We start from the raw sequence: 25,709 nt of genomic DNA on the forward strand, positions 1-25,709 counted from the left end.
GAAAAATCCTTTAATTTCGAGGTTTATTTTGCTTTTACTATAAAAGACCGTAAATATTTGCTTTGATCTGCTTTGGCATTGCCTGATAACGCCGTTCCAATTTTACACGAATCAGGCGATCGCCATTTTCCAATGGTAATATGGGGGAAGTGGGCTGGTTTGCTAGGGTCATGGAATTTGGAATTTTCGATTGACGATTTTGGATTGATGCTGATTGCATCGACAGAAGAGAGAGGTTTCCGTGGTGGAAACTAGCAAGGATTTTTTGTAAATCAAACGAATTAGATCAAATCTGTCTGCTTCTGATTGCGATTATATCTTGTTCTTTGAGACGGGCTGGAAATCAGTTCCAGGAAATTTAACTAAATTCAAATGTCAGCAGAAGCCATATAACCTGTAAAAAACAACTTTAAATTAATCAAATTTTCCCTTTTTCCCTCACCAGGTGACTCAATTATGTCTAACACTCAACGTAGTCAATGGGATATCGGTAGATTTGTCCAAACCCTTTCTTACTTCGAGGTGATTCCTGCACTCAATTGGATTCAAAACCTAATTACAGGTAAGTCGGGTGATAATATCAAAAAGCCTGATGGAGCAAAACAAGTGGGTGTAATTTTAGTAATTGGTGCAACCAGTGACCTGGGTAAATGTGTTGTCCAAGAGTTAGTATCCCAAGGTTATCCGACTCGGTGTGTTGTGGAAAATATTGCAACTGCTAGGGATATCCTAGGTCAGGAACCGGAATTAGTTGTGGCAAACACCAGTGATATTACCTCTTTTACACCCCTAGTTTTGAATAATATCAGAGCTATAATTTACTGCGACGAGAAAAATCTCCCCAGTCAACAGTTGGAAAACTTGCTGAATATTGCTCAACAATCCTTACCTACTCCCGGTTGTTTAACTCTGTTTGATTTTACCAATCCCTCAATAGAACTCAAACAGGTGTGGGGTGCTGTTGATGATGTGGTCATGGGGGGTGTTAGTCAAAGCAATCTACAAATTACCCCGGAGGGTGGATTATTTGCTGGTTACGTGTCAACGGCTAATTCTGGTGGTTTTGCATCGGTACGTAGTCGGAATTTTTCTCCTCCCTTTGATTTATCCAACTATGCAGGGATACAACTACGTGTTAAAGGTGATGGACAACGCTACAAGTTTCTATTACGTAGTCAAACCCAGTGGGACGGAATGGCTTATAGTTATTCCTTTGATACGGTTGCAGATACCTGGATTGATGTAAAAATCCCTTTTTCTGGGTTTACACCGGTCTTTCGTGCTAAAACTGTTACCAATGCCCCACCCCTATCTACTCAAGAAATCTGTTCTTTACAGCTAATGTTGAGTAAATTTGAATACGACGGTCAACTCAATCCTAACTTTACCCCTGGCGGTTTTGCCCTACATGTGGAATCAATTTCCGCCTACGGTGGTTTGCACTTTCCCCAGTTTATCCTGGTCACGGAACCGTCTACAACCGCACCAGTAAACATAATTCGTAATAGTCATATCCCTTACACGCTTATTTACCCTGGATTCCTGACAAATGACCGTGGTGGTAAAGAAATAATTTTGACTCAGAATCATCAATTAAATACCCCATCTAGCAACGGGGAAATCCAGGAATTATCACAAAAAACCATTAGTCGAGCAGATTTAGCACTAGTCTGTGTTAATGCTTTACATACTTCCCAAGCTCACAATCGAACCGTCACAGTTTATACCACTGATAATCCAGCTAGGGAGGTAAATTGGCAAGAGATGTTTGTGCATTTAATTAAGGATAGGGAGTAAAAAGTATCGGATTCATATTTGATTTCTGTTGGCGTAATCTGCGCTTGCGCTGAAAAACTCCGTGGACTGGAAAAGTTTTTTTCCTACTCCCTACTCCCTGTACAAACGACCCGACGGGTCGTCTCTACTCCCTATCCGCACAGATAATTTGAAAAATCACAGAGGATTCCTAATTTATTACTGTGTATTGATTGTGTAAGTCCTGTTTATGTTATCTTTCTATCTTTTATTATTCCTAACCCCATGTCTCCCACAATAATTAATCACATTTGGCAAGAATTATGGCAAGAATATTTACAGCGTGTTCCCTATGCTCGCACCTATGTGAAAATGATTACAGAGAATGGTGGAACAGTCGCTAATGACCATATTGCTTTTCGTTCCCTGCGTTTAAATATTACTGTCAATGGTCATGAATTTAATCTAGGGATACCTTTTTTAGAGACGATTATTCAGCAATTTGGTTATCAATGTGGAGGAGAGTATTTTTTCCCTACGACCCATCTTTATGCACGTCATTATTACCATCCTCAACAGACAGAATTAAATTTACCCAAATTATTTCTCAGTGAATTAATTGTGGATGAGTTACCTGACTACATTCAAAAAATAATTCATCAAAGTGTTGCGAGTATCTCTCCTAATTACCTAGATAATTATTTACAATTATCTCAATCTTTGCCTTCCCAAACTACCTATAAAAACCTCTTTATCCGTCCTTGGCAACCACCCTATTTATCCCACATTCATACCGTTAATCAAATTAGTCAATATGGAGCCTGGGTATTGTTACATGGTTATGCAGTTAATCATTTTACTGGCTATGTGAACCAGCAAAATACACCCAAATATCCAGATATTCAAACTACTGCCAATGGATTAAAAAAAATGGGTGTACCGATGAAAAATGAGATTGAAGGTAGTATTGCAGTCGGATTATGTCAAACTGCAACTCAAGCAGTAAATGAAGACGTAACTGTGATAGATGATATCAACAACCAAGAAATCAAAACTCCTTGGACCTATGCTTATTATGAAATTGCCGAACGTTACCATATCCCGAATCAGGTTGGTGACACCCAGCTATTTGACGGTTTTTTAGGTGCGAACGCTCAACATTTGTTTGAGATGACCAAGAAGATTTAGAAAAAGTCTTTCAGCGAGGATAGGTAACAGGGAGTAAGGAATAGTAACTGACACAAAGGTTTACATCGACCCCATCCCTAATTTAGAATTTAATTAACGTAAGTTCGATGAACCTCACCCTAACTCCTCTCCAGGACGGAGAAGGGCAGAAAAATCCGTAGTTTTAAGCAAAAATATATGTTTTCAAAGCCTCTCTCCAAGAGGGGGAAAGGTTTGGAGAGGGGTTATTTGAATTCGTCATAGCGAGCTACGACCCAGGAGTACTCAGATTTAGCGAGCTACGACCCAGGAGTACTCAGATTTAATGACGTAGCTTGCTTCCCGCGTAGCAGGTATTACAAATTACAAATTACGTACGCGAAGCGTTGCCGTAGGCTATTACAAATTACAAATAGGGTGTTCAGAAATATTTACCTACCCCGAAGAACTTTATCGATTTGTGCATACAAACACTCCAAATCAGATAAATTATCTAAAACAACATCCGCTTTTTTAATCTTTTCCGAAAGAGGAAATTGACTATTAATTCTGGCTTGTGCTTGTTCCCGATTCAAACCATTCCGTTGCATCAACCTTTGGACTTGCTGTGATTCGAGGCAATTGACCACCCAAATTTCCGTGACGAGGTGAGTCATATTTGCTTCAAATAATAGAGGAATGACTAAAATAATAATTTGGTGATGGGAATAATCGGAAATTGCCGTAATTAAACTTTGTTCTACAAACGGATGGATTTGTGCTTCTAACCATTGGCGCTCAACGGGGTTTTTAAAAACTATTTCCCCTAACTTAGCTCGATTTAAATTTCCATCTGCTAATAAAATATCTGCACCATAACGATTAATAATAGCTTTTAAAATCGGTGAACCAACTTCTACAGCTTTCCTGGCATAAATATCCGCATCTAAAATAGGTAGCTGATATTTTTCCTGTAGGTATTGAGAAACCGTCGTTTTCCCACAGGCGATTCCCCCTGTTAGACCGATAATACGCTGGTTCATGAAATTTTTCTCGCCCAATTTACCATTGTTAATGTTTTTTGGCGTTGTTGAATACAAATATGTATGATTTGAATTGAAAATTTTACATTCTGTAGACGTAGCAATGCTACGTCTCTACAGAATACGATAATTTTGATTTGCATCCTCTCTTGAAATTAGTTTTCCTCCACCCATTTAATAATTGCTTGAGCTAATCCATCAATAGTATGTTCCTGTGCTTCAATATCCACATGTCCTAGTAAGGATTTACAAGCATCAGAAGTTTGGGGACCGATGGAAGCGATACAAATACCCTCCAACCAATTACTCAAATTAGAGGTAACTTGTGGATCGGGTTCGCCAAATACCTGTGCTGCTAATTTACAGAAAAATTGCACTGTTTTGGAACTGGCAAAGGTAATAATATCGACTTCCCCACTTTGTAAAGCTAACTCGGCAGAGGGGGGAATTGTCTTTGGACAGCAGGATTGGTAGGCGGCAACTTCCGTGATATCCGCATTTTTATTTGTAAACTCTTTAACTAAAACCTCCCGACCACCACTTTCCACACGGGGAAAGAGGATTTTCTGACCTGCTAAATCCTCGGGAAAATTTGCCACCAGGGAATCAGCAATAAAGTTGGGGGGGATAAAATCGGGTGTAATGCCGTGTTGTTGGAGAGATTCGGCGGTTTTTTCACCGACTACGGCAATTTTGATCCCACTTAAAACCCGTGCGTCCTTTCCTTGAGCAAATAGACGCTCGAAGAAATATTCTACTCCATTGGTAGAAGTGAGGATTAACCAATTATAGGTATCTAAAGAAGCGATCGCATTATCCAATTCCTGCCAACTAGAAGGAGGACCGATTTCTAATGCAGGCATTTCAATGACATTGGCACCAGCTTGAGACAAAAGATCACAAAAGCGATGGGATTGTCCCACCGAACGCGTTACCAAGATATTTTTACCAGCCAGGGGTAAAGGGGTCTGAACCGAGTGTGCAGATTGATAAGTGGAGGTACTAAACATCTTTTTTCCGGATAAAGAGCTTATACTATCAATGTTGGGCAGACAAATATTACTAGTTTGCAAGAATTCCCGCAGTCTTACAACCTCCCCAATGATGATTACTGCTGGAGATATAGAAATACCTGCCGTATCCTCTAGGATAGTTTCCAATGTACCGACCCAAACCTGTTGCTGTAATGTTCCAGCCCGGTGAATAATTGCTATTGGTGTAGAGCGCGATCGCCCGTAGCGAAACAGTCGATATATAACTTCCGGTAGATTTTTTCCTCCCATCAACACCACTAAGGTCTCTACCTGCGATAGTGATTCCCAATCCAAAATATCCGGGTCATGGGCTGTAACTACTGCAAACCCACGACTCAAAACCGGATCAGTCAGGGGAATACCTGCCAACAAAGGAGCTGCTAATGCCGAAGAAATTCCCGGTACAACTGCAAATTGACAATTAGCAGCCTTCAAGGCGGTAATTTCGGCTGTAGAGCGACCAAAAATAAACGGATCTCCCGCCTTCAAACGAACGACTAACTTACCTGCTTGGCAATTTTGAACCAAAATCCGATTGATTTCCGTCTGGGGTGTGCTAGGTTTACCTCCCCGTTTCCCAACATCAATCAATTGACAGTTCTTGGGAGCAAGTTCTAACAATTGGCTATCAACTAAGGCATCGTAAACTAGTACCTCTGCTTGGGTCAGTAATTCCGCAGCTAGCAAAGTTAAATAGGCCACATTACCCGGACCAGCCCCCACTAGATATACTTTTCCCTCCATCTGTAACTCCCGGAATTTCCCACTTTTATTGCAAGCGGTTAGCTATTAGTCATCAGCTATCTAACCGAACCCAAGGGCATTTTGACAATTTGGAAAGTCCAATTTCTAACTGTTTTTAGTATATCCAGAATTATCAGCATTGAATCTGTCCACAAACCTAGTTTAATGCAGAGGGAGTGAGGAGTAGTGAGTCGGGAGTGGGAGCTATTTTCTTGTTTGGTTGTGTACAAATGACATGGCGAACTCACTTAAAAGTGATTAGGGGGTGAGGAAGCAAGGAAAAACACTTTCCCCGGATTTCTCACAAACTCCTAAAGCTTTCAGTGAGTAGGGAGCGGGGAGTAGGGAGTAGTAGGAAAATTAACCTATTACTCAAGGCTTATCACTCCCTTGTGAGACATGTAGGTTTCATGGGTTCTTGTGTATGCAGTACATGATGGCTATTGTGAGAAGATATATGGTACAGGATGAACATCAAATCGGCTTAATAGAAATTATTATTAATATTGTGTTAGGAATATAAATCAATAATTAACCGAAAAACTCCGCAAAATAGTAAGTCAAGGATACAAATCGAGAACAGATAGGCAAATATGAAAAAAATATTAACTGAAGTTTTTTGGCAAAAAAAATGATATATTAAACACATATTGAGGGAAACTGTGCGTTTAAAACTCTTCCATAACCAGATTTAGCTATCTATTTATCATTTTTTCAGCTTGTGTATTTATCCGAGCCAGTCGAAAGAATGTTTTTGTGGTCAGGGGTAAGAGGGGAGAAATCTCGTTCCAGGCGAATAGATTTGTAGATTGCAGCGTTCAAGTCTCGATGAGAGGAGCATATTATTTCTATTCCCTGACTTGAAAGCGAGTCGGGAGTAGGGACGACCTGGTAGGTCGTGTTCAGGGGAACAGAGAGTAGAAGAAAGTCCCTGTTATCGATTTTTTGATGTTAGCAGTACATGTAGTCTACCCATCCCGATTCCTAATAGTTTGGAAGTTGGTCGAGTACTAGGTTGCTGATGAGTACTAAAGATTGTTTGTTTAAAAAACTTAAAATAAAGCTGTAAACCCTTTACCGGTAAGGATTTGCGGTGAGTACAGAAAAACTTGAATCTGGTTCCTTAAATACTTGTACTACTCCTCAATAATGCAAGTACCCCTTCCCATAATTTTTTTTTAGATTTATAAAATAGTTGCAATGACGAGATTGCAGACTTGAGTACAAAACTTAATCAAATCAATAAATTCTATTCCAGCAGAATTTTGGGGTGGTGATTTTTCCGGTTGCTATAAAACATATATCGCCAATCACTTACAGCGCTTCCGAGAAATCAAATATTAAGTTTGATATCGAAACAGCGCATCGGAGTGAGTGGAGGGATGAGATAGCAATATAGGACTGTGGTGAGGTGAAAAAAAGGGCTAAAAAGTTATCTGATAACGATTTTGTAGTTGCAGAAAAATTGTCAGCAGATGACAGATTTAGTCTATTTTTAGTCCTGATAATAATTTTGTAGAGACGTAGCGTTGCTACGTCTAATATTCTGGATTTTCTAGCAAGGGAAAATGACACCAAGAAAAATTGAACAAAACCACTACACAGAAAAAATCCATCAAGCATTAACACAAGCTAACGAGCGACTCAAGCAAACAAATACAAAAGTCCAGATATTACAACAAGGAAAATGTTTGCAATTGAGAGCAACATTACCACTTAAACCGGGTCATCAAGATAAAAAAGGTACGGGAACAAAACAATATAAAATAAGTTTAGGTATTCCGGCAAATTTAGAAGGAATCAAAACTGCTGAACAGGAAGCAAACGAATTAGGTCGATTGATTTCCCGACAAATATTTGTTTGGAATGATAAATATTTAGGAAAACAAGCCGGTAAACCCAAATATCAGCAAATAGGTGAACTAATAGCAAATTTTGAATCCAAATATTTTGAAGCGAGGAAACGCGATCGCAAATCTGAATCGACTTTTATTAATTATTTAACTCCGTTAAAAAAATATTTCCCTAGGGATTTAATCATTAGTGAAGTGAATATTATTCCAGTATTAAAATCCATTGACTCCGAATCCAGTAAACGAGCAGCCAAACAAGCAATAAGCGCCTTGTTAACAGCCTTTGAAATTAATAGCGAATTTCTCCAAAAAATTAAAATTAGTGAACAGAAAAAACCACGCCATATTCCCAATGATAGTCAAATTGTGAGTGGATATTATAAATTTAATGAATATGCGGAAAATAAAAAATATTCAGGAAAACCTCAAGATGTTGATAACTGGTTAATGTGGAGATTTTGTTATGGGATGATAGCCGTATTCGGTTTACGTCCCCAGGAAATAATTATTAATCCGGATATTAATTGGTGGTTATCCAGCACAAATATCCATAATACCTGGAAAGTTGATCAAGATTGTAAAACTAGTTCTAGAGAATGTTTACCATTGTACCCCGAATGGATTGAATTATTTGATTTAAAAAATCCTCGCTACCTGCAAATGTTGCAAACTTACAGTGCAGATAAAACCACCCAAGTAAAAGTCAAATCAGCCGTTAAATCCCTTGGACGCTTCTTTCATAAAGTTGGCTTAAATTTTGTTGCTTACGACCTCCGTCATGCATGGGCTATTCGCGCTCATTTAATGGGAATTCCCATCAAAGCCGCAGCCGATAATTTAGGACATAGCGTGCAAATTCACACCCAAACCTATCAACGTTGGTTTTCCCTAGATAACCGCAAAAAAGCCATCGATGAAGCCAGATTTAAACAAAGTAAAATTGAACAATTAGAAGCAAGAATTCTGCAATTAGAATTAGAAAATGAAAAATTAAAAATTGAACTGGAAAGACACCATTTACGAGCTATTCATTTGTAAGTATAAGTCGATTGGGGAGTTAATGCGTTGTCGCAAGTGACGTTGAAGGTGCATCAAACAGTATAAAAAGCGATAAGATATAAGTAAGAACCAATTTATTTTATCGCTAACTTACCAGAGCGCGATCGCAATCGATACGTAATACCGTTTTACCTTGGAGTTGAGACATTTAGGGAAGCTTTCGGAAGCAGGGGAGCAGGGTCAGAAAATGTATCAAAATTTGAGTAAAACGATATAAAAGCTAAAATAAAAGCTAGAGGAGGAATAACACCATGTCCTACAGTGATTTTAATTTAGCTAAAGTTACCAAAGAATTCGGCTTAAGGGTAAAGGATAATTTTCGTATGTACTCGCATATTTCCGAAGTTGTTCCTAGCGATTTTCTCACGCAAACAATTGAGCAAAATATGCCGTTAGCAATTGCCAGTAATACCGAAAAAGCTCGTTCGGAAATGATTATTTCACCTATTTTAATTGAGTTCCGTAGACAAAAAAACAATCAAATATCCTTATTTTCTGGAATTGACTTTAGCGTCGATAATGAACTTGGTTTAAATGGAAATTGTGACTTTATTATTAGTCGTTCTCCAGAGCTATTAATTTTAAGTTCTCCTGTGGTGATAATTGTTGAAGCCAAAAAGGAAAATATCAATGGTGGCTTAGGACAGTGTGTCGCAGAAATGCTAGCAGCGAGAATTTTCAATCAACGAGAAGGTAATAATATTTCCATAATTTATGGAGCTGTGACATCGGGTACTAACTGGCGTTTTTTACAACTAGAAGGAGATAATATTAATATTGATTTAGATGAATATTATTTAAGCGATATTAAAAAAATACTAGGGATTTTAAATAGTTATATTCAAGATTGATTTTCATTTGTTAATAAAATAGTGGCTGCATAAATATTTAACGAGTAAACCAGTTTTGACGGCGACCAGTAGTGGGAATTTTAGTGAAATTTACACTTTGTTATATAGTATAGTTATGTAGGGAATTTAGCTGAATTACACCGCAATACAGTTAAATGTCAATAATTACCGCGATACATTGCGGGATACGCCAACTTTCTTAAGCGCGATCGCACCAATTCCACCTAGTCCTCACCTCGCTAATTTCTTAAGTAAATATCTCCCCCTTGCACTTACTCTCAATACAGAAAAAGCTCGTTCAGAAACGCTCATATGTCCTATATTATTAGAAGTAAAAGAAATTATTTAACAACGACAAAACCAACCAGGAATCAGCCTATTTTCGGGAAATGATTTTTCTGTCGATCCCAGTGTTGGTCTTAACGGAATTTGTGATTTTTTGTTAAGTCTTTCATCGGAACAATTATTTATCGAAGCTCCCGTCATTACAATTGTAGAAGCCAAACGGGAAGATTTAAACGCGGGGTTAGGACAATGTGTTGCCGAAATGATCGCTGCACAAAGGTTTAACGAGCAAAACCAAAAATCTATCCCTATAATTTATGGTGCTGTCACCACAGGCGATCGCTGGAAATTTCTCCGCTTAGAACATCAAGTCGTCACAATTGCCCTACTTGAATATCTTGTCCCACCCGTAGAACAAATTTTAGGTATTCTAGTGTCCATGCTCGAATTATGATTCCAATAGTAAACTGGATGAAAATTTATCAATTACTCTACTGCATAATCACTTAACTCACGCATAAAAGCGGGATAAAAACCTAAAACAATATCTTGCTTGGGAATTCCTAACTCAACTAAATCCCCTGCAATATCATGTTCCGTAGAGTTTTTAAAAATCCACACCTTTTGATTCCGAATACCGAGATGCATCACACATTGATGTATCCATCTTTTATGTTGCCAACCCATATGTAGAATCTGATAGTGATGGCGTTGTGTATCAAAAATAGTTTCAACCTCAATCTCTCCATAAGCCGGCTTTGTTTGAGCATAAATAGTTAATAGTTGTTGCACTATTTGTGGATAATGTATTAGTTTATCTGTATGATTTGTCAGTTTTTCCATGCGATAATTTGCTCCTGGTTAATATCGTAAATAATCAGTTTCACAGCATTATCTCGAAGCATTGCGGCCGGAAAATCAAGTTGAAAAAAGCTATTGTAAGTTAAATCGGGAATGGCTAAATATAGCAGACGTTCAGGGTCTTCTTTTTGAAGTGCAGCTCGATAATTAATAAATTGACCCAATGCCATATGAAATTGGGAAACCAGCGATGCAGTAGTCAGAAAACTCTTGACTTCAACTGCAATTTTTTCCCTATCTCGTTCTGCTGCTAGCAATCGCTCCGCTCCTAAGTCAATTTCCATGTCTATACCACCGATTTTAATTTCTAACGGATCATGGGTCACATCCCATCCATCTTTAATTAAAGCCGTCTTAACGATTTGATGAAAACGATCTTTAGACACAATCAACGAGCTAGTACTAATATGTACTATATTATTCTACAACTTAATTTAGCATATGATTATCCCTATCATCGATGTTTGTCATCAGCGATCGCACTCATGATGAATTCTGGGGTTGTTTCCCTCAGATGGAGCGGTCTACCATTCACCGATCTGACTATAATTATATAGTGATTACCTGTCATGACAAAATCAAAAGTAAGCGATCGCATGGACATCGATAATAGCTGCAAGGAAAAGAGAGAAATTATTCCACCCCACAAACTACCTTTTTTGGAATCGATTTGTTGGCAAATGGCAAATGTTTATCAACTAACTCCTGAAGAAATGTTAAGCACCTATGAGCGGGGTTGGCGATACCACCATATATTCAATAATTTAGAGGGAGAGGAACTAAATTTCCTCAAAGAAATTGCCAGTAAATATCGCTCTTGGTTAGTTGTTGAGCTATGCAATTTAGAATAGAACGTCACAATCAAATTTTCAAAATACTTGAGTCTTTAAATCGTGAAATACTCAAAAATGGTTCTGCTTATTTTGGTGGTGGGACAGTTCTGGCTTTGGATTTTGACGAATATCGATCGAGTGTAGATATTGATTTTATTGCTTCTGTGAGTAATGGAGGCTATAAATATTTGCGCACGGTTATATTTGACAGTGGTTGTGAAGGACTATTTCAGGATCTAAGCAAAATCGAATTAGGACGCACAACGACGGATCAATATGGAATTAGGATGGTCGTTTATGTAGATAACATACCAATTAAAACAGAAATTATTGCCGAAAATCGGTTTCAACTAGACCCTCCCCTATACCCAAATTGGTCACCAGTTCCCTGCTTGAGTCTCAGCGATCGCTTTACTGCCAAACTTCTATCCAATTCGGATCGATACATGGATAAAAGTGTCAAATCTAGGGATTTGATCGATTTAGCTGTCTTGAGACTGCAATCAGAAATACCTCCATCAGCAATCGATAAGGCTGAACAAGCGTATGAAGTTATACGACCACTGCAAAAAGCGATCGCATTATTTCAACAACAACCTGAGTACAGACAAGCTTGTTTTGAAGAATTACAAATAACTGCAAGTTGGATACCTAAAATTATCGATGGTATCGATTTATTATGTTTAGATTTTGGTCTAAACCAGACGGAGAGAGCTTTGAGAGAACAGTATGATAGATGAAATCTTTTTGAATCAATAATTTATCAATAAATTCACGGTGATATGACTAATTTTCTGTAACGTGAGTTCGATGAGTTATAAAGCCTGAAACTCTTGTCCAGTATCATTCGTAGGAAATAGAAGTTTTTAAAAACCTCCGAATCTTGAGAATAAAATCATTAAACCAGGACTCAGTCAGTTATTGAGTTTGTTCTCAACTAATGGATGAGGTTACTTTAAAACCCAACACATCAAGATTGTATTGAGGTCGGTTTTATTGGGTTACAGTTTGTTCCACCTAACCTAGATGATAGAAAAATAATTGCGATTACTTTCAATTGAAGGCAAAAAATAGTCGAAAATAATCAGAAGAAAACAATAAATAAGCTGGAAAAAATAGTGCGATTAAATCACTCTAATAATCCAAAAATAATCAAGTAATCTCGCTTATTTAAACGCAATAATTGCCCAATCTAGATAATTATAAACCAGTCTCAACAGATAGCACCATGCCCCTGTGGATCGAAGTTGCGACTGGAGGAATGCATAATTCTGCCCGCAGTTGTCAGGGTTGACACACACCAACCGAGACATCAGGGTAATAAATACCTATCTAGAACTTACCCCCACGGGTAAGCCTAGAGGATACGCAGACAATCCAGTCGTGACTTCCTTTTTTTCTTAACAGGATGTGGCTATTATCATGATCTTCCATTCATCAACTCCCACCGCGATTGGTAATAAGCAAAGTCCACCGACACTTGCGAGATGCAATGACACCACAGTCTACAGGGCTAATCAAACCTCCCGTTTCCGAACCCAACCCAAACCAAGCAAAATCCAACGGTTGTGGGTGTACTAGCAAAAACGCTCCCGTTGAACTCGACGAACGTACTAAAGCCAGAATTGCTAACCACCCTTGTTATAGTGAAGAAGCACACCACCATTATGCACGGATGCATGTGGCAGTTGCTCCCGCTTGTAACATTCAATGCAATTATTGTAACCGCAAGTATGATTGTGCCAATGAAAGCCGTCCCGGTGTGGTGAGTGAATTGCTGACCCCCGAAGAAGCTGCTCACAAAGTACTTGTAGTTGCGAGCAAAATTCCCCAAATGACGGTTTTGGGGATTGCTGGACCTGGTGATCCGTTGGCGAATCCGGAAAAAACCTTCCGTACTTTTGAGTTAATTGCAGACAAAGCACCTGATATTAAATTATGCTTGTCTACCAATGGGTTGATGTTACCTGAATACATCGACCGGATTAAACAACTAAATATTGATCATGTGACAATTACTTTAAATACAATTGACCCAGAAATTGGCGCACAGATTTACTCTTGGGTTCATTACAAACGCAAGCGGTATCGTGGTGTGGAAGGGGCAAAAATTTTATTAGAAAAGCAATTAGAAGGGTTACAAGCCTTGAGGGAAGCAGATATTCTCTGCAAGGTGAACTCGGTGATGATTCCGGGAATTAATGACCAGCATTTAGTGGAAGTTAATCGGGTAATTCGGGAAAATGGTGCATTTTTACACAATATCATGCCGTTAATTTCTGCTCCGGAACATGGAACCCACTTTGGTTTAACGGGACAACGTGGACCCACCCCCAGCGAATTAAAAGCTGTGCAAGATAACTGTGCAGGTAATATGAAAATGATGCGTCACTGTCGTCAATGTCGTGCTGACGCAGTGGGATTATTAGGGGAAGACCGTAGTCAGGAATTTACTAAAGAAAAATTCATGAAGATGGCTCCGGAGTACGATTTAAGCACCCGTAAGGAAGTACAGGAAGGGATTGAAAAATTCCGCGCAGAAATCAAAGCCGCTCAAGCTCAACTACAAGAAAGTGTTGCCCATATCAGCAATGATGTCAACACACCGAAAATTCTAGTAGCGGTTGCGACTAAGGGTGGTGGTTTAGTTAACCAGCACTTCGGACATGCGAAAGAGTTTCAAGTCTATGAAGTTGATGGTCGTGAAGTTCGTTACGTAGCGCACAGACGGGTGGATCAATTTTGCCAAGGTGGATACGGCGAAAAAGCCACAATGGAGAATATAATTCAAGCGATCGCAGATTGTAAAGCAGTATTAGTTTCCAAGGTCGGCGAGTCACCTAGGGAAAAATTAGCAAATGCTGGTATTCAAGCTGTAGAAGCATACGATTTGATTGACAAGGTAGCTTTGGAATATTACCAAGAATGGCTCGCGAGTAACCAATAGAATATTGATTGAGATGAAAAGTAACGATTGGGGGTGTGGGAATTTTAGATTCTAGATTTTCGATTTTGAGCTTGACCTAAATCCAAAACCCATAATCTAACATTTTGATTTCATCCCCTGGTTCTTTGACTCTCATGAATTAATCTATCTCTCCCTAGTAAAGTTGTCATTACTCTCAACCACTCACCACACAGGTAATATCATGGCTTACAAAATCACCAACAAATGTATCTCCTGCGACCTCTGTTTAAATGTTTGTCCCACTAATGCGATTAAAGTCATCGATGGTAAACGTTGGATAGATCCAAATCTTTGTACAAATTGCGTTGGTTCGATTTATAGTGTTCCCCAATGTACGGCTGGATGTCCTACTTGTGATGGTTGTGTGAAAGAGTATACTAATTATTGGGATTCCTGGTTTGATACTTACAAAAAATGCGTTGCTAAACTGACAAATAAGGAAGATAATTATTGGCAAAAGTGGTTTAGTTGCTATTCACAAAAATATGCAGAGCAACTAGCAAAAAGAAACCCGGAATTAGCTTGAGGGAAGAATATCAGAGATAGGAAACAGAATACACAATCAATATCTGTAGTGGCTGTAATTTCATAGTTCCTAAATACAGAATACTGTTTGGATAGAGATAAAAGGGGTTTTATATCAGTAAAAATAACTCCTAATCACATATCTTCTATCACCCTAATCATCCTGTGAATCTGATACTGGGTAATATCCACAATTTCCGGGAACACCTATTTTACATCGTGAAGACTGCCCATTCTCCGATAATTGAGCAATAGATTGATAGTTAAGTAGGTAGGTGTAATTAAATATAATCATTCGGCGAAAAGCCTTACCCCCCTACAGACAGACGCGATATATCGCGTCTCTCCCTGTACAGACGACCCGACGGGTCGTCTCTACTCCCTGTATTTTTCAGCACCTCAACTAATTCTCACTAATCCCCAATCATCTCAAATCTAAAATCCATAGGCGATGAAGAAAGATTGTATTTATCTTGATAATAATGCAACCACCAAGGTTGATCCGGCAGTAATTGAGGCGATGATGCCTTTCCTGACCGATTTTTACGGCAATCCTTCGAGTATGCACTCCTTCGGTGGTCAGGTGAGCAAAGAGGTAAATAAAGCCCGCTCTCAAGTTGCTGCTTTGTTAGGAGCAGAAGAGTCGGAAATTATCTTTACCAGTGGTGGCACAGAAGGGGATAATGCTGCGATTCGCGCCGCGATTCTTGCCCAACCCCACAAACGTCATCTTATCACAACCCAGGTGGAACATCCGGCGGTCTTAAACCTTTGTAAACAATTAGAGACCCAAGGTTATGCGGTTACTTACCTATCGGTTAACCGTCAAGGACAATTGGATTTAGATGAACTGGATGCAGCATTAACTGAAAATACCGCACTGGTTTCGGTTATGTATGCTAACAATGAGACCGGAACGATTTTCCCTATTGAAGAAGTTGGTGTGCTTGCAAAACAAAAAGGTGCATTATTCCATGTGGATGCGGTACAAGCAGTGGGTAAAATTCCTCTGAATATGAAAAATAGCACCATCGACATGCTAACAATTTCCGGTCACAAAATTCATGCACCCAAGGGAATTGGTGCGTTATATGTGCGACGGGGTGTGAGATTCCGTCCCCTGTTGATTGGTGGTGGACAGGAACGGGGTAGACGTTCCGGAACTCCCAATGTTCCAGGCATAATTGCTCTTGGCAAAGCGGCGGAATTAGAGTTATTACATATAGAAGAAGCAACTGCACGGGAACGGATATTGCGCGACAAACTGGAAACAGCGATTTTAACGGCAATTCCCGATTGTGAAGTTAATGGTGATACCAGTTCTCGCTTACCCAACACCAGTAACATTGGCTTCAAGTATATTGAAGGTGAAGCAATTCTCTTCGGCTTAAATCAATACGGAATTTGTGCATCATCGGGTTCAGCTTGTAGTTCTGGTTCCCTGGAACCATCCCACGTTCTCCGAGCGATGGGTATTCCCTACACAATTCTACATGGTTCGATTCGCTTCAGTTTATCCCGCTATACTACTGAAGCGGAAATCGATGCGGTGATTGCAGTCATGCCTGGTATAATTGCAAGACTACGTGCTTTGTCTCCATTCACGGATGATAATGCGGCATGGTTGCAAGAGCATGAGAAAACTTTACTGGAAGCAAAATAAAATGGTTTGGGGTTCGGCTGTAGGGATAGTGCAAAACTAATCGGACATTACCCGGATTTCCCTAAGTGGGGAACAGTCCGTGACGGGAGTAATAGGAAAATCAACCCTTGCTCAAAATAAAGGATTAACCCTCAAGCTCAAATCCCCAATCTGGAATTAACCGTTATGTAATGGCTTCTCAACAGGGTTCAAAATCATACTTTTGCCAACAAAATATGTGCATATACCTTTTTGAAGTTGGCAAATATTCAAAAATCTTCAATCCATAACTAGTTACTTTTTTGAGTTCATTTTCAATTGGTAGGGTGAAAAGTTGAGTCGGGAGATAAATATCTGCAAAACAACTCCTCTGAGTTATCCAAACCTTACCTGTACGCTGCGTCACAACCAATCCAAAATCTCAAATCCATGCAGGGGCTTATGTGGGAATATACAGATAAAGTATTAGATTTATTCTACAATCCGCAACATCAAGGTGTAATTGAGGACAATAAAGAACCAGGAATTGCTGTTGTAGTGGGTGAAGTGGGTAGTATAGCCTGTGGTGATGCTTTAAGATTACATCTAAAAATCGATGTTGAACAAGATAAAATTATAGACGCTAAATTTCAAACCTTTGGTTGCACTAGTGCGATCGCATCCTCGGAAGCTTTGATTGAGTTAATTCAGGGTTTAACCCTGGATGATGCGTTGCAGGTGACAAATAAGGAAATTGCTAACCATTTGGGGGGTTTACCTTCAGCCAAAATGCACTGTTCGGTGATGGGACAGGAAGCACTAGAAGCAGCTATCTACAAATACCGTGGAATTGAACCGGAAATTCATGAGGAGGATGAGGAGGGTGCATTAGTTTGTACTTGCTTCAGTGTGACTGAAAACAAAATTCGTCGCATCATCACTGAAAATAATCTCACCACGGCTGAGGAAGTAACAAATTATATCAAAGCAGGTGGTGGTTGCGGTTCCTGTTTAGCAACAATTGATGATATTATTGATGAGTTAAAACAGGAAGCTCTCCAATCAACCAAGCCAAAATTACCAGAGAAGCCTCTACATACTCTCACCGCAGTTCAAAAAATTGCCTTGATTCAAAGAGTGTTAGACGAAGAAGTTCGCCCCGTTCTCATTGCCGATGGGGGTGACGTGGAACTCTACGACGTGGAAGGGGAAACAGTGAAAGTTATCCTCCAAGGAGCCTGCGGTTCCTGTTCTAGTAGTACTGCTACCCTAAAAATTGCCATCGAATCTAGATTACGCGATCGCATCAGTCCCAATATTGTCGTTCAAGCAGTGGAAAGACCACTCTAAAACCTACAGGATTCTTCAAACCAAATAAGTATAACTATGTCTGTAAATTTTAACACAAAGGCAGTAGAACGTCCGCCTCCGAACCACGCGACGTTCTCTGGATGCGATCGCAAATTCACTCAAATCAATTTAGCGATGCGCGTGAGCAGATTCAGCACCCAGCTTACTGCTCTAAATAACTCAAGACCCACCAACCAATTGCAGGAGAATAAATCATCATGTCCGACGAAAAAATTAGACAGATAGCGTTCTACGGTAAAGGCGGTATCGGTAAATCTACAACCTCGCAGAATACCCTAGCTGCAATGGCTGAAATGGGTCAACGCATTATGATTGTAGGATGTGACCCCAAAGCGGATTCCACCCGTTTAATGTTGCACTCGAAAGCACAAACCACCGTGTTACACTTAGCTGCTGAACGTGGTGCAGTCGAAGACTTAGAATTAGAAGAAGTCATGTTGACTGGTTATCGTGGTGTACGTTGTGTGGAATCCGGTGGTCCTGAACCTGGTGTGGGTTGTGCAGGTCGTGGTATTATCACCGCTATTAACTTCTTGGAAGAAAACGGTGCTTACCAAGATTTGGACTTCGTATCCTACGACGTGTTAGGTGACGTTGTTTGCGGTGGTTTCGCGATGCCGATTCGTGAAGGTAAAGCGCAGGAAATTTACATTGTTACTTCCGGTGAGATGATGGCAATGTATGCTGCTAACAACATTGCTCGTGGTATTTTGAAATATGCTCACTCCGGTGGTGTACGTTTAGGTGGATTGATTTGTAACAGCCGTAAAGTTGACCGTGAAGCTGAATTGATCGAAAACTTAGCTGAACGTCTCAACACCCAAATGATTCACTTCGTACCTCGTGACAATATCGTTCAACACGCTGAGTTGCGTCGGATGACAGTGAACGAGTATGCACCTGACAGCAACCAGTCCCAAGAATACCGCGCATTAGCGAAAAAAATCATCAACAACGAAAAACTTACCATTCCCACTCCAATGGAAATGGATGAATTAGAAGCATTGTTGATTGAATACGGTATCTTGGATGACGATAGCAAACATGCTGATATCATTGGTAAACCAGCAGAAGCAGCTAAGTAATCTTTAGCAGAGATTAATCGTGCATAGGGAAGACAAGGAAAGTAAGAGGTAAGGAAAAATCTCATGGGAAATTACCTTCCTCTCCCTTCTCCCTTCCCCTGTTGCAGAAATTTATCTCCAGATAGCATCGTAATTATTCCCCCATACTTCGTTACGAGTAAAAAAGGTAGAAACATGACACCTCCTGAAAATAAAAATCTTGTCGAAGAGCATAAGGAACTTATTAAAGAAGTTCTGGAAGCTTATCCTGAAAAGTCTAAGAAAAAACGTGCTAAACACCTCAACGTTCACGAAGAAGGTAAATCGGATTGCGGAGTTAAATCCAACATCAAATCTGTTCCTGGTGTAATGACCGCTCGTGGATGTGCTTATGCAGGTTCCAAAGGTGTGGTTTGGGGACCAATCAAAGATATGATTCATATCAGCCACGGTCCCGTTGGTTGTGGTTACTGGTCCTGGTCTGGTCGTCGTAACTATTATGTAGGTAAAACTGGTATCGATAGCTTCGGTACAATGCACTTTACCTCCGACTTCCAAGAACGCGATATCGTGTTTGGTGGTGACAAAAAACTAGCAAAAATCATCCACGAAATCGAAGAACTCTTCCCCCTCAACCGTGGTATTTCTGTCCAATCTGAATGTCCTATCGGTTTGATTGGAGATGACATCGAAGCAGTAGCGAAGAAAACCTCCAAAGAAATCGGTAAACCCGTTATTCCCCTCCGTTGTGAAGGTTTCCGCGGTGTATCCCAATCTTTAGGACACCACATTGCAAACGACGCAATCCGTGACTGGGTATTCCCCCACTTCGACAAAGCCAAAAAAGAAAATAAACTCGACTTTGAACCAGGTCCCTATGATGTTGCCCTAATTGGTGACTATAATATCGGTGGTGACGCATGGGCTAGCCGGATGTTACTAGAAGAAATGGGCTTACGTGTCGTTGCTCAATGGTCTGGTGACGGTACTATCAACGAATTAATCCAAGGACCTGCTGCTAAATTAATCCTAATCCACTGCTACCGCTCCATGAACTACATTTGTCGTTCTTTGGAAGAAGCATATGGATTACCTTGGATGGAATTCAACTTCTTTGGTCCGACCAAAATTGCTGCATCCCTCCGGGAAATTGCTGCTAAATTCGATGATAAAATCAAAGCGAATGCAGAAAAAGTGATCGCGAAATACCAACCAATCATGGATGAGGTGGTGAAAAAATATCGTCCTCGTCTGGAAGGTAATAGCGTTATGCTCTATGTCGGTGGTTTGCGTCCCCGTCACGTTGTTCCTGCATTTGAAGACCTGGGTATCAAAGTTATCGGTACTGGTTACGAATTCGCTCACAACGACGACTACAAACGTACCACTCACTACATCGATAATGCGACCATCATCTATGATGACGTAACTGCATACGAGTTTGAAGAGTTTGTAAAAGCGAAAAAACCGGATTTAGTTGCTTCGGGAATTAAGGAGAAATACGTCTTCCAGAAGATGGGTCTTCCTTTCCGACAAATGCACTCCTGGGATTACTCCGACTCTGAATTTGGTTGGGAAAGGTGGGTCGGGTAAAGGTTGATTTGTGGTTGGGAAAATAGAGTTGGTTTTTAGCCTAAAAATATTGATTAGTGTTATCAAGTAACAGGGTTGATTTTAGTTATTTTTAGACTTGATTATTGCCTGAATAGATGTGAAAAGCTTTTGCAAATTTATGAAAGTTTAGTTGTCAATTATTATGTGATTTTAATCACTTTTTGTCAATAAATTTATTTAGACTAATATCAAGATATAATCATTGGGAAACCCATGATTTTGGGGTTTATATATCAATATGCTTCAGTTATAACTGAAATTCTTGAATTGCTTAGTTTGGGGAGCCACTACCGATAATAATCCTTTGGTGTCAGCATTACCTATCAGCTACTCCCCATTCCCTAACCTCACTAAAAGTCTTTTTCCACAGACCTTACTTAATCTCAATTTGACGGCGATCGCATTCTAATATCACCTCATCTCCGTACTGCAAACCTTCGATTTTCGGTGCAATCACTTCTAATATATCAGCCCCTTGCAAGTGTTCCGGTTTGGTTTCAGGATGGGGATAATAAATCAATCCATCCCTGGTTGATTGATGATGTAATATTCGACAATCAAAAAAAGAAAAATCCTCCGCAGGTTCGGAAGGAGACCATTTCACATTTATAAAGATATATTTAGGGGTTTTAATTATATATTCATGGGGATAGATAGAGATATTTAAAGTACCGGAAAAGTATGGACTTAAATCCAAACCTAATTCCTGGAAAAATGGTTTTTGCATGGCAATAGTCCCATCAGGGAAACGAGTATCTCCCCCCTTTCCTGATGCAACCCCATAACCAGGTTTGATGATACCTTTGACTTGAGTCTTCATGTAGAACTTTCTGGTTATTTTGTCGTATATTTTACCATCTTGCGGCAAAACAAAATAAAGATAAACCTTGTGCGATCGCACCGGTTCTTACCAATGGTATTTTCCCGCCAAGATTATTGGGAAACAAGCAATGTAGTGGTTGGGGTGTAATTCGTGACACGTACTTGCAATCGGGATTTGAGGCTTGTGTTTTTTCTGCGATCGCAAAGTGCTAGTTATATTGTCAATGGTGCGTTAACTTGTGCCAAACTTGATAAGATTGAATTTTAGCAGAGTCCCCCATATGCTTTAGATAGGGCTAAACACGCAGGTTGAGCTTGATATAAACATATACATGGTTTAGTTCTCGCTTGTAAATAGGGAGTAGTGAGTCGGAAGTGGGAAAAAATCACTTTTTTTATCGGTTCTGGTGTTAGCTTTACATGTAGACATGTAGGCTACTCCCTGCACCGTATTTTCGAGTCAAAGGAATTTCCCGAAAAAATCCCCGTCGAATATCCCATCTACATACCCAGTCGCGAAAAACTATGCTAACTTATGCCGAGATACCAATTTAATCCTCAAACCATGTACCAAAAATAAAGATATTATTATAAATTAGCAATTTGGTCTTTTTTGGACTAAGACCAACCTGTCGCGCTCAGGTTGACCTATAATTATGAAAAATTGTTAACCATTACTACAAACATTTTGAGACATTCAAAGTCATCTGGAATGTTATCGGTAATGGCAAACCAGCCCTTGCTGGCTCCCTTGACAACCCTTATTCACCCTATCGTACCACTCTCTTGTGGTCACCAACGGATTAAGCAGTAAGTAAATATCAAATATGAAAGACCTCACTCGTTATCGCAATATCGGTATCTTCGCCCACGTTGATGCTGGTAAAACTACCACTACCGAACGAATCCTCAAACTCACCGGGAAAATCCACAAAATCGGTGAGGTACATGAAGGTGCGGCGACCACTGACTTCATGGAACAGGAACAAGAGCGAGGTATTACGATTCAATCCGCCGCAACAACCTGTTTTTGGAAAGACCACCAATTCAATATTATTGACACACCGGGACACGTAGATTTTACCATTGAGGTATATCGTTCCCTCAAAGTTCTCGATGGTGGTATCGGTGTATTTTGCGGTTCCGGTGGTGTGGAACCCCAATCAGAAACCAACTGGCGCTATGCAAACGATTCAAAGGTAGCTCGAATTATCTACGTCAATAAACTTGACCGGATTGGTGCAGATTTTTACCGAGTAGTTAAGCAGGTTGAAGATATCCTTGCAGCCAAACCGTTGGTGATGGTATTACCGATTGGTCGAGAAAGCGATTTTGTCGGTGTCGTCGATTTGTTGACCCGTAAAGCTTGGGTGTGGGATGATTCTGGGGACCCGATGAATTACCAAATCAAGGAAGTTCCTGCGGACATGAAGGATGATGTGGAAGCCTACCGCGAAAAGCTAATTGAAACAGCTGTGGAACAGGATGATGCTTTGATGGAAAAATACCTCGAAGGAGAGGAGTTAAGCATCGAGGAGATTAAAAGCTGTGTTCGCAAGGGAACTATTAATCTATCCTTCTTCCCCACCTACTGCGGTTCCTCCTTCAAAAATAAGGGTGTGCAGTTAGTACTAGATGGCGTTGTCGATTATCTACCCAACCCCACCGAAGTCAAACCCCAACCGGAAGTTGATTTGGAAGGGAATGAAACCGGGGAATACGCCATTGTTGATCCCAATCGACCATTACGGGCATTAGCCTTTAAAATTATGGATGACCGTTTCGGGGCTTTGACATTTACCCGGTTGTATTCGGGTGTGTTGAATAAGGGCGATACGGTTCTTAATACTGCGACCGGAAAAACTGAGCGGATTAGCCGTTTGGTGGAAATGCACGCTAATGACCGTCAGGAGATTGAATCAGCTCAAGCTGGGGATATTGTGGCGATTGTAGGGATGAAAAACGTGCAAACTGGTCATACCCTATGTGATCCGAAACATCCCGCAACCTTGGAACCGATGGTATTCCCCGAACCAGTGATTTCTGTTTCCGTGACACCAACCAAAAAAGGTACTGCGGAGAAAATGGGAATTGCCCTGGGTAAAATGGTACAGGAAGACCCATCCTTCCAAGTGGAGACAGACCCGGAAAGCGGTGAAACCATCATTAAGGGGATGGGAGAGTTACACCTCGATATTAAAGTCGATATTCTGCGTCGTACCCACGGGGTGGAAGTGGAAGTTGGTAAACCCCAAGTTGCTTACCGTGAATCTGTGACGAAAGCAGTTCAAGACGGTTACGTCCATAAGAAACAATCCGGTGGTTCCGGTCAATACGCAAAAATTGATTACATTATTGAACCCGGTGAACCAGGAAGTGGTTTCCAATTTGAATCGAAGGTGACAGGTGGTAACGTTCCTAGGGAATATTGGCCAGCTGTGCAAAAAGGTTTCGAGCAAAGTATCCAAAAAGGTGTGTTAGCTGGATTCCCCTGCGTAGACCTGAAAATCACCTTGACAGACGGTGGATTCCACCCCGTAGACTCTTCCGCGATCGCGTTTGAAATTGCTGCAAAAGCAGCCTATCGCCAAACCTTACCCAAAGCAGCACCCCAGTTACTGGAACCAATTATGAAGGTGGATGTATTTACACCAGATGACCACATGGGTGACGTAATTGGTGACTTAAACCGTCGTCGTGGGATCATCAAATCCCAGGAAGCAGGTCCTACGGGTGTACGCATCAAAGCCGATGCACCCCTAAGCGAAATGTTTGGCTATATTGGTGACTTACGAACAATGACATCTGGTCGTGGTCAGTTTTCTATGGAATTTTCCCACTATGCACCTTGTCCGGCAAACGTTGCGGAAGCTGTAATTAAGGAAACAAAAGAACGGGAAGCTGCTGCTGCTAAGTAGGATTGAGTTTGATTTAATTGGTTTTTGTTAATTAATTTTTGGCAAATCTCGATCGTTTTGATGGCGGTCGGGATTTTTTATTGTTCTGGATATACTTGCATCACCCACCTGTTTTTTTGGCGTTGCTGAATAGAAATATGAATTGAAAATTTACGTTATGTAGAGACGTAGCATCGCTACGTCTCTATGACGATTGTGGTTTCAATACAAAATGTAAATAATCATAATGTATACCCAAATGCAGCAACACCGTTTTCTTGGTAGTTATGCCAACACGAATCACTACATTCCCGTATTTATATTGAGAAAAAACCGGGATTTTATTCTTGAATAGAGAAAATAAATATACCAAATGTACCAATCAACTTTACTATTATTGGTTAGGTAAAGTTACACTATGCCATGAAAATCTTGATACATTTTCTTCCCCTGCTCCCCTAAATATATAAACTCCAAAGTAAAACGAACGGTATTATGGCAATCCGATTTAAGTCGTGAAAAATAGCCTGCCGTTGACTGATGACTGTTAACAACCCTACATGTAAGTTTCACAAATCCCGCTCGGAATGCGGTATGTGCTAACCCACAGCAAACCCATCAAACTGCCGCATAAAAGGTGAATGATATGCTAATACAATATCCTCTCTAGGTACTCCGAGGTTGACAAGCTCATCTGCAAATCCAACCTCAGTCCCATCATGCTGTATCCAAATTTTGCCATCCTTAATATCAATATGCACCGAACAGCCATAAATACGTTGCTCGTCTTTCCATCCCGCACTTACGACTTGATAGTGATCTCGTTCGAGATCAAAAATAGGCATTACTTCGATTTCACCCGATGAAAATTTATAACTAGCATATTCTTCTAGTATTTTTTTTACCAACTGTCGATATTTTTCTAATTTCTCCATTCGACTATAACCTCCTTTTTTGGATCGTAAATCAATAACTTTAACTGATACTTAGATACAATTCTTTGTACAAATCGCCTTGCAAAAAAGGTTTTGTAAGCTTGATTCGGAATCGCCAAATATAAAGTTCGCTCTGGTTGTTCGAGTTCTAAAGCTTCTTGATAATTAAGAAATTGCCCTAATGCAGTGTGAAATGTGGAAATAGCTGACGCTTGTAGGAAGGTTTTAATCTCTACAGCGATTTTAGCACCTGACTTTTCTGCTGCTAGTAATTCTTCCGCTCCCAAATCAATCAGAAGTTCCACCTCCTCAACTAGAATACGCAATGGATCGTCTGTAATTGTCCAACCATCTTTTTCCAGCGATCGCCTAACTACATCATGAAATACATCCTTTCCAGACATTTTGATTTAGTACTAATGTTCGAC

23 protein-coding genes are annotated in these 25,709 nt (G+C 40.1%); 14 read left to right on the top strand and 9 right to left on the bottom strand.

Annotated features, from left to right (window positions below; all coding sequences use genetic code 11):
- Window positions 1–37: 37 nt before the first annotated feature.
- On the bottom strand, window positions 38–172 hold the full coding sequence (locus CDC37_RS25560) for a hypothetical protein (RefSeq protein WP_255408813.1): 135 nt from the start codon (window positions 170–172) through the stop codon (window positions 38–40).
- A gap of 284 nt (window positions 173–456) precedes the next feature.
- Here CDC37_RS25560 and CDC37_RS15555 point away from each other — a divergent pair, with 284 nt between their 5' ends.
- Together CDC37_RS15555 and CDC37_RS15560 are read left to right on the top strand one after the other, a co-directional pair.
- Entirely contained in the window at window positions 457–1,797 is a 1,341-nt protein-coding gene (locus CDC37_RS15555; protein WP_096622952.1) for a CIA30 family protein, read from the top strand.
- A 243-nt stretch (window positions 1,798–2,040) separates the two neighbouring features.
- Complete coding sequence (locus CDC37_RS15560) at window positions 2,041–2,943, top strand: DUF1338 domain-containing protein (protein ID WP_096622954.1); 903 nt, start codon at window positions 2,041–2,043, stop codon at window positions 2,941–2,943.
- A gap of 410 nt (window positions 2,944–3,353) precedes the next feature.
- Here the strand turns inward: CDC37_RS15560 and coaE are convergent, their stop codons facing one another.
- Together coaE and cobA are read right to left on the bottom strand one after the other, a co-directional pair.
- Entirely contained in the window at window positions 3,354–3,944 is a 591-nt protein-coding gene (coaE, locus tag CDC37_RS15565) for a dephospho-CoA kinase (protein WP_096622956.1), read from the bottom strand.
- Window positions 3,945–4,099: 155 nt separating this feature from the next.
- Window positions 4,100–5,722, bottom strand: a complete 1,623-nt coding sequence (gene cobA, locus CDC37_RS15570; RefSeq protein ID WP_096622958.1) for a uroporphyrinogen-III C-methyltransferase — start codon at window positions 5,720–5,722, stop codon at window positions 4,100–4,102.
- A gap of 1,568 nt (window positions 5,723–7,290) precedes the next feature.
- Here cobA and CDC37_RS15575 point away from each other — a divergent pair.
- The 3 genes from CDC37_RS15575 (at window position 7,291) to CDC37_RS25670 (ending at window position 10,224) form a co-directional block, all read left to right on the top strand.
- Window positions 7,291–8,613, top strand: coding sequence for a site-specific integrase (locus CDC37_RS15575; RefSeq protein WP_096622960.1), 1,323 nt, complete (start codon window positions 7,291–7,293; stop codon window positions 8,611–8,613).
- 272 nt (window positions 8,614–8,885) lie between these two features.
- Window positions 8,886–9,485, top strand: coding sequence for a hypothetical protein (locus tag CDC37_RS15580; RefSeq protein WP_096622962.1), 600 nt, complete (start codon window positions 8,886–8,888; stop codon window positions 9,483–9,485).
- A gap of 439 nt (window positions 9,486–9,924) precedes the next feature.
- Entirely contained in the window at window positions 9,925–10,224 is a 300-nt protein-coding gene (locus CDC37_RS25670; RefSeq protein ID WP_330220814.1) for a hypothetical protein, read from the top strand.
- Between the two features lie 32 nt (window positions 10,225–10,256).
- Here the strand turns inward: CDC37_RS25670 and CDC37_RS15590 are convergent, their stop codons facing one another.
- Window positions 10,257–10,613: a XisI protein gene (locus CDC37_RS15590; RefSeq protein WP_096622964.1), complete on the bottom strand. Its 357-nt coding sequence runs from the start codon at window positions 10,611–10,613 to the stop codon at window positions 10,257–10,259.
- A complete protein-coding gene (locus tag CDC37_RS15595; RefSeq protein WP_197707080.1) occupies window positions 10,601–11,020 on the bottom strand; it encodes an element excision factor XisH family protein in 420 nt (139 codons plus the stop codon). The genes CDC37_RS15590 and CDC37_RS15595 overlap by 13 nt, the downstream gene beginning before the upstream one ends.
- A gap of 180 nt (window positions 11,021–11,200) precedes the next feature.
- Here CDC37_RS15595 and CDC37_RS25260 point away from each other — a divergent pair, with 180 nt between their 5' ends.
- From CDC37_RS25260 to nifD, 8 genes are all read left to right on the top strand, one after another.
- Complete coding sequence (locus tag CDC37_RS25260; RefSeq protein ID WP_231943077.1) at window positions 11,201–11,482, top strand: hypothetical protein; 282 nt, start codon at window positions 11,201–11,203, stop codon at window positions 11,480–11,482.
- Window positions 11,467–12,204, top strand: a complete 738-nt coding sequence (locus CDC37_RS15600; RefSeq protein WP_231943078.1) for a nucleotidyl transferase AbiEii/AbiGii toxin family protein — start codon at window positions 11,467–11,469, stop codon at window positions 12,202–12,204. The genes CDC37_RS25260 and CDC37_RS15600 overlap by 16 nt, the downstream gene beginning before the upstream one ends.
- A 752-nt stretch (window positions 12,205–12,956) precedes the next feature.
- Window positions 12,957–14,411, top strand: coding sequence for a nitrogenase cofactor biosynthesis protein NifB (gene nifB, locus CDC37_RS15605; protein ID WP_096622966.1), 1,455 nt, complete (start codon window positions 12,957–12,959; stop codon window positions 14,409–14,411).
- Between the two features lie 202 nt (window positions 14,412–14,613).
- Window positions 14,614–14,958: a 4Fe-4S binding protein gene (locus tag CDC37_RS15610; RefSeq protein ID WP_096622968.1), complete on the top strand. Its 345-nt coding sequence runs from the start codon at window positions 14,614–14,616 to the stop codon at window positions 14,956–14,958.
- Window positions 14,959–15,408: 450 nt separating this feature from the next.
- Window positions 15,409–16,620 carry a cysteine desulfurase NifS gene (gene nifS / locus CDC37_RS15615; protein ID WP_096622970.1) on the top strand — a complete coding sequence of 404 codons (1,212 nt, stop codon included), beginning with the start codon at window positions 15,409–15,411 and terminating at the stop codon, window positions 16,618–16,620.
- Between the two features lie 420 nt (window positions 16,621–17,040).
- On the top strand, window positions 17,041–17,928 hold the full coding sequence (nifU, locus tag CDC37_RS15620; RefSeq protein ID WP_096622972.1) for a Fe-S cluster assembly protein NifU: 888 nt from the start codon (window positions 17,041–17,043) through the stop codon (window positions 17,926–17,928).
- Between the two features lie 218 nt (window positions 17,929–18,146).
- Window positions 18,147–19,034: a nitrogenase iron protein gene (gene nifH, locus CDC37_RS15625; protein ID WP_096622974.1), complete on the top strand. Its 888-nt coding sequence runs from the start codon at window positions 18,147–18,149 to the stop codon at window positions 19,032–19,034.
- A 174-nt stretch (window positions 19,035–19,208) separates the two neighbouring features.
- Window positions 19,209–20,606 (top strand): nitrogenase molybdenum-iron protein alpha chain, encoded by a 1,398-nt coding sequence (gene nifD / locus CDC37_RS15630; protein WP_096622976.1) that lies wholly within the window; start codon window positions 19,209–19,211, stop codon window positions 20,604–20,606.
- Window positions 20,607–21,000: 394 nt separating this feature from the next.
- On the opposite strand, the gene CDC37_RS15635 is transcribed toward nifD, so the two are convergent.
- Together CDC37_RS15635 and CDC37_RS25565 are read right to left on the bottom strand one after the other, a co-directional pair.
- Complete coding sequence (locus CDC37_RS15635; protein ID WP_096622978.1) at window positions 21,001–21,447, bottom strand: hypothetical protein; 447 nt, start codon at window positions 21,445–21,447, stop codon at window positions 21,001–21,003.
- Window positions 21,448–21,478: 31 nt separating this feature from the next.
- A complete protein-coding gene (locus CDC37_RS25565) occupies window positions 21,479–21,607 on the bottom strand; it encodes a hypothetical protein (protein WP_255408814.1) in 129 nt (42 codons plus the stop codon).
- A 669-nt stretch (window positions 21,608–22,276) separates the two neighbouring features.
- Between CDC37_RS25565 and fusA the strand changes: the two genes are divergently transcribed.
- Window positions 22,277–24,367 carry an elongation factor G gene (gene fusA / locus CDC37_RS15640; protein ID WP_096622980.1) on the top strand — a complete coding sequence of 697 codons (2,091 nt, stop codon included), beginning with the start codon at window positions 22,277–22,279 and terminating at the stop codon, window positions 24,365–24,367.
- 578 nt (window positions 24,368–24,945) lie between these two features.
- On the opposite strand, the gene CDC37_RS15645 is transcribed toward fusA, so the two are convergent.
- Window positions 24,946–25,281, bottom strand: a complete 336-nt coding sequence (locus tag CDC37_RS15645; protein ID WP_096622982.1) for a XisI protein — start codon at window positions 25,279–25,281, stop codon at window positions 24,946–24,948.
- Window positions 25,269–25,685 carry a XisH family protein gene (locus tag CDC37_RS15650; protein WP_096622984.1) on the bottom strand — a complete coding sequence of 139 codons (417 nt, stop codon included), beginning with the start codon at window positions 25,683–25,685 and terminating at the stop codon, window positions 25,269–25,271. Before CDC37_RS15650 ends, CDC37_RS15645 begins: the two co-directional genes overlap by 13 nt.
- Window positions 25,686–25,709 lie beyond the last annotated feature (24 nt).

Source organism: Calothrix sp. NIES-3974 (genome assembly GCF_002368395.1).
GTDB lineage: Bacteria > Cyanobacteriota > Cyanobacteriia > Cyanobacteriales > Nostocaceae > NIES-3974.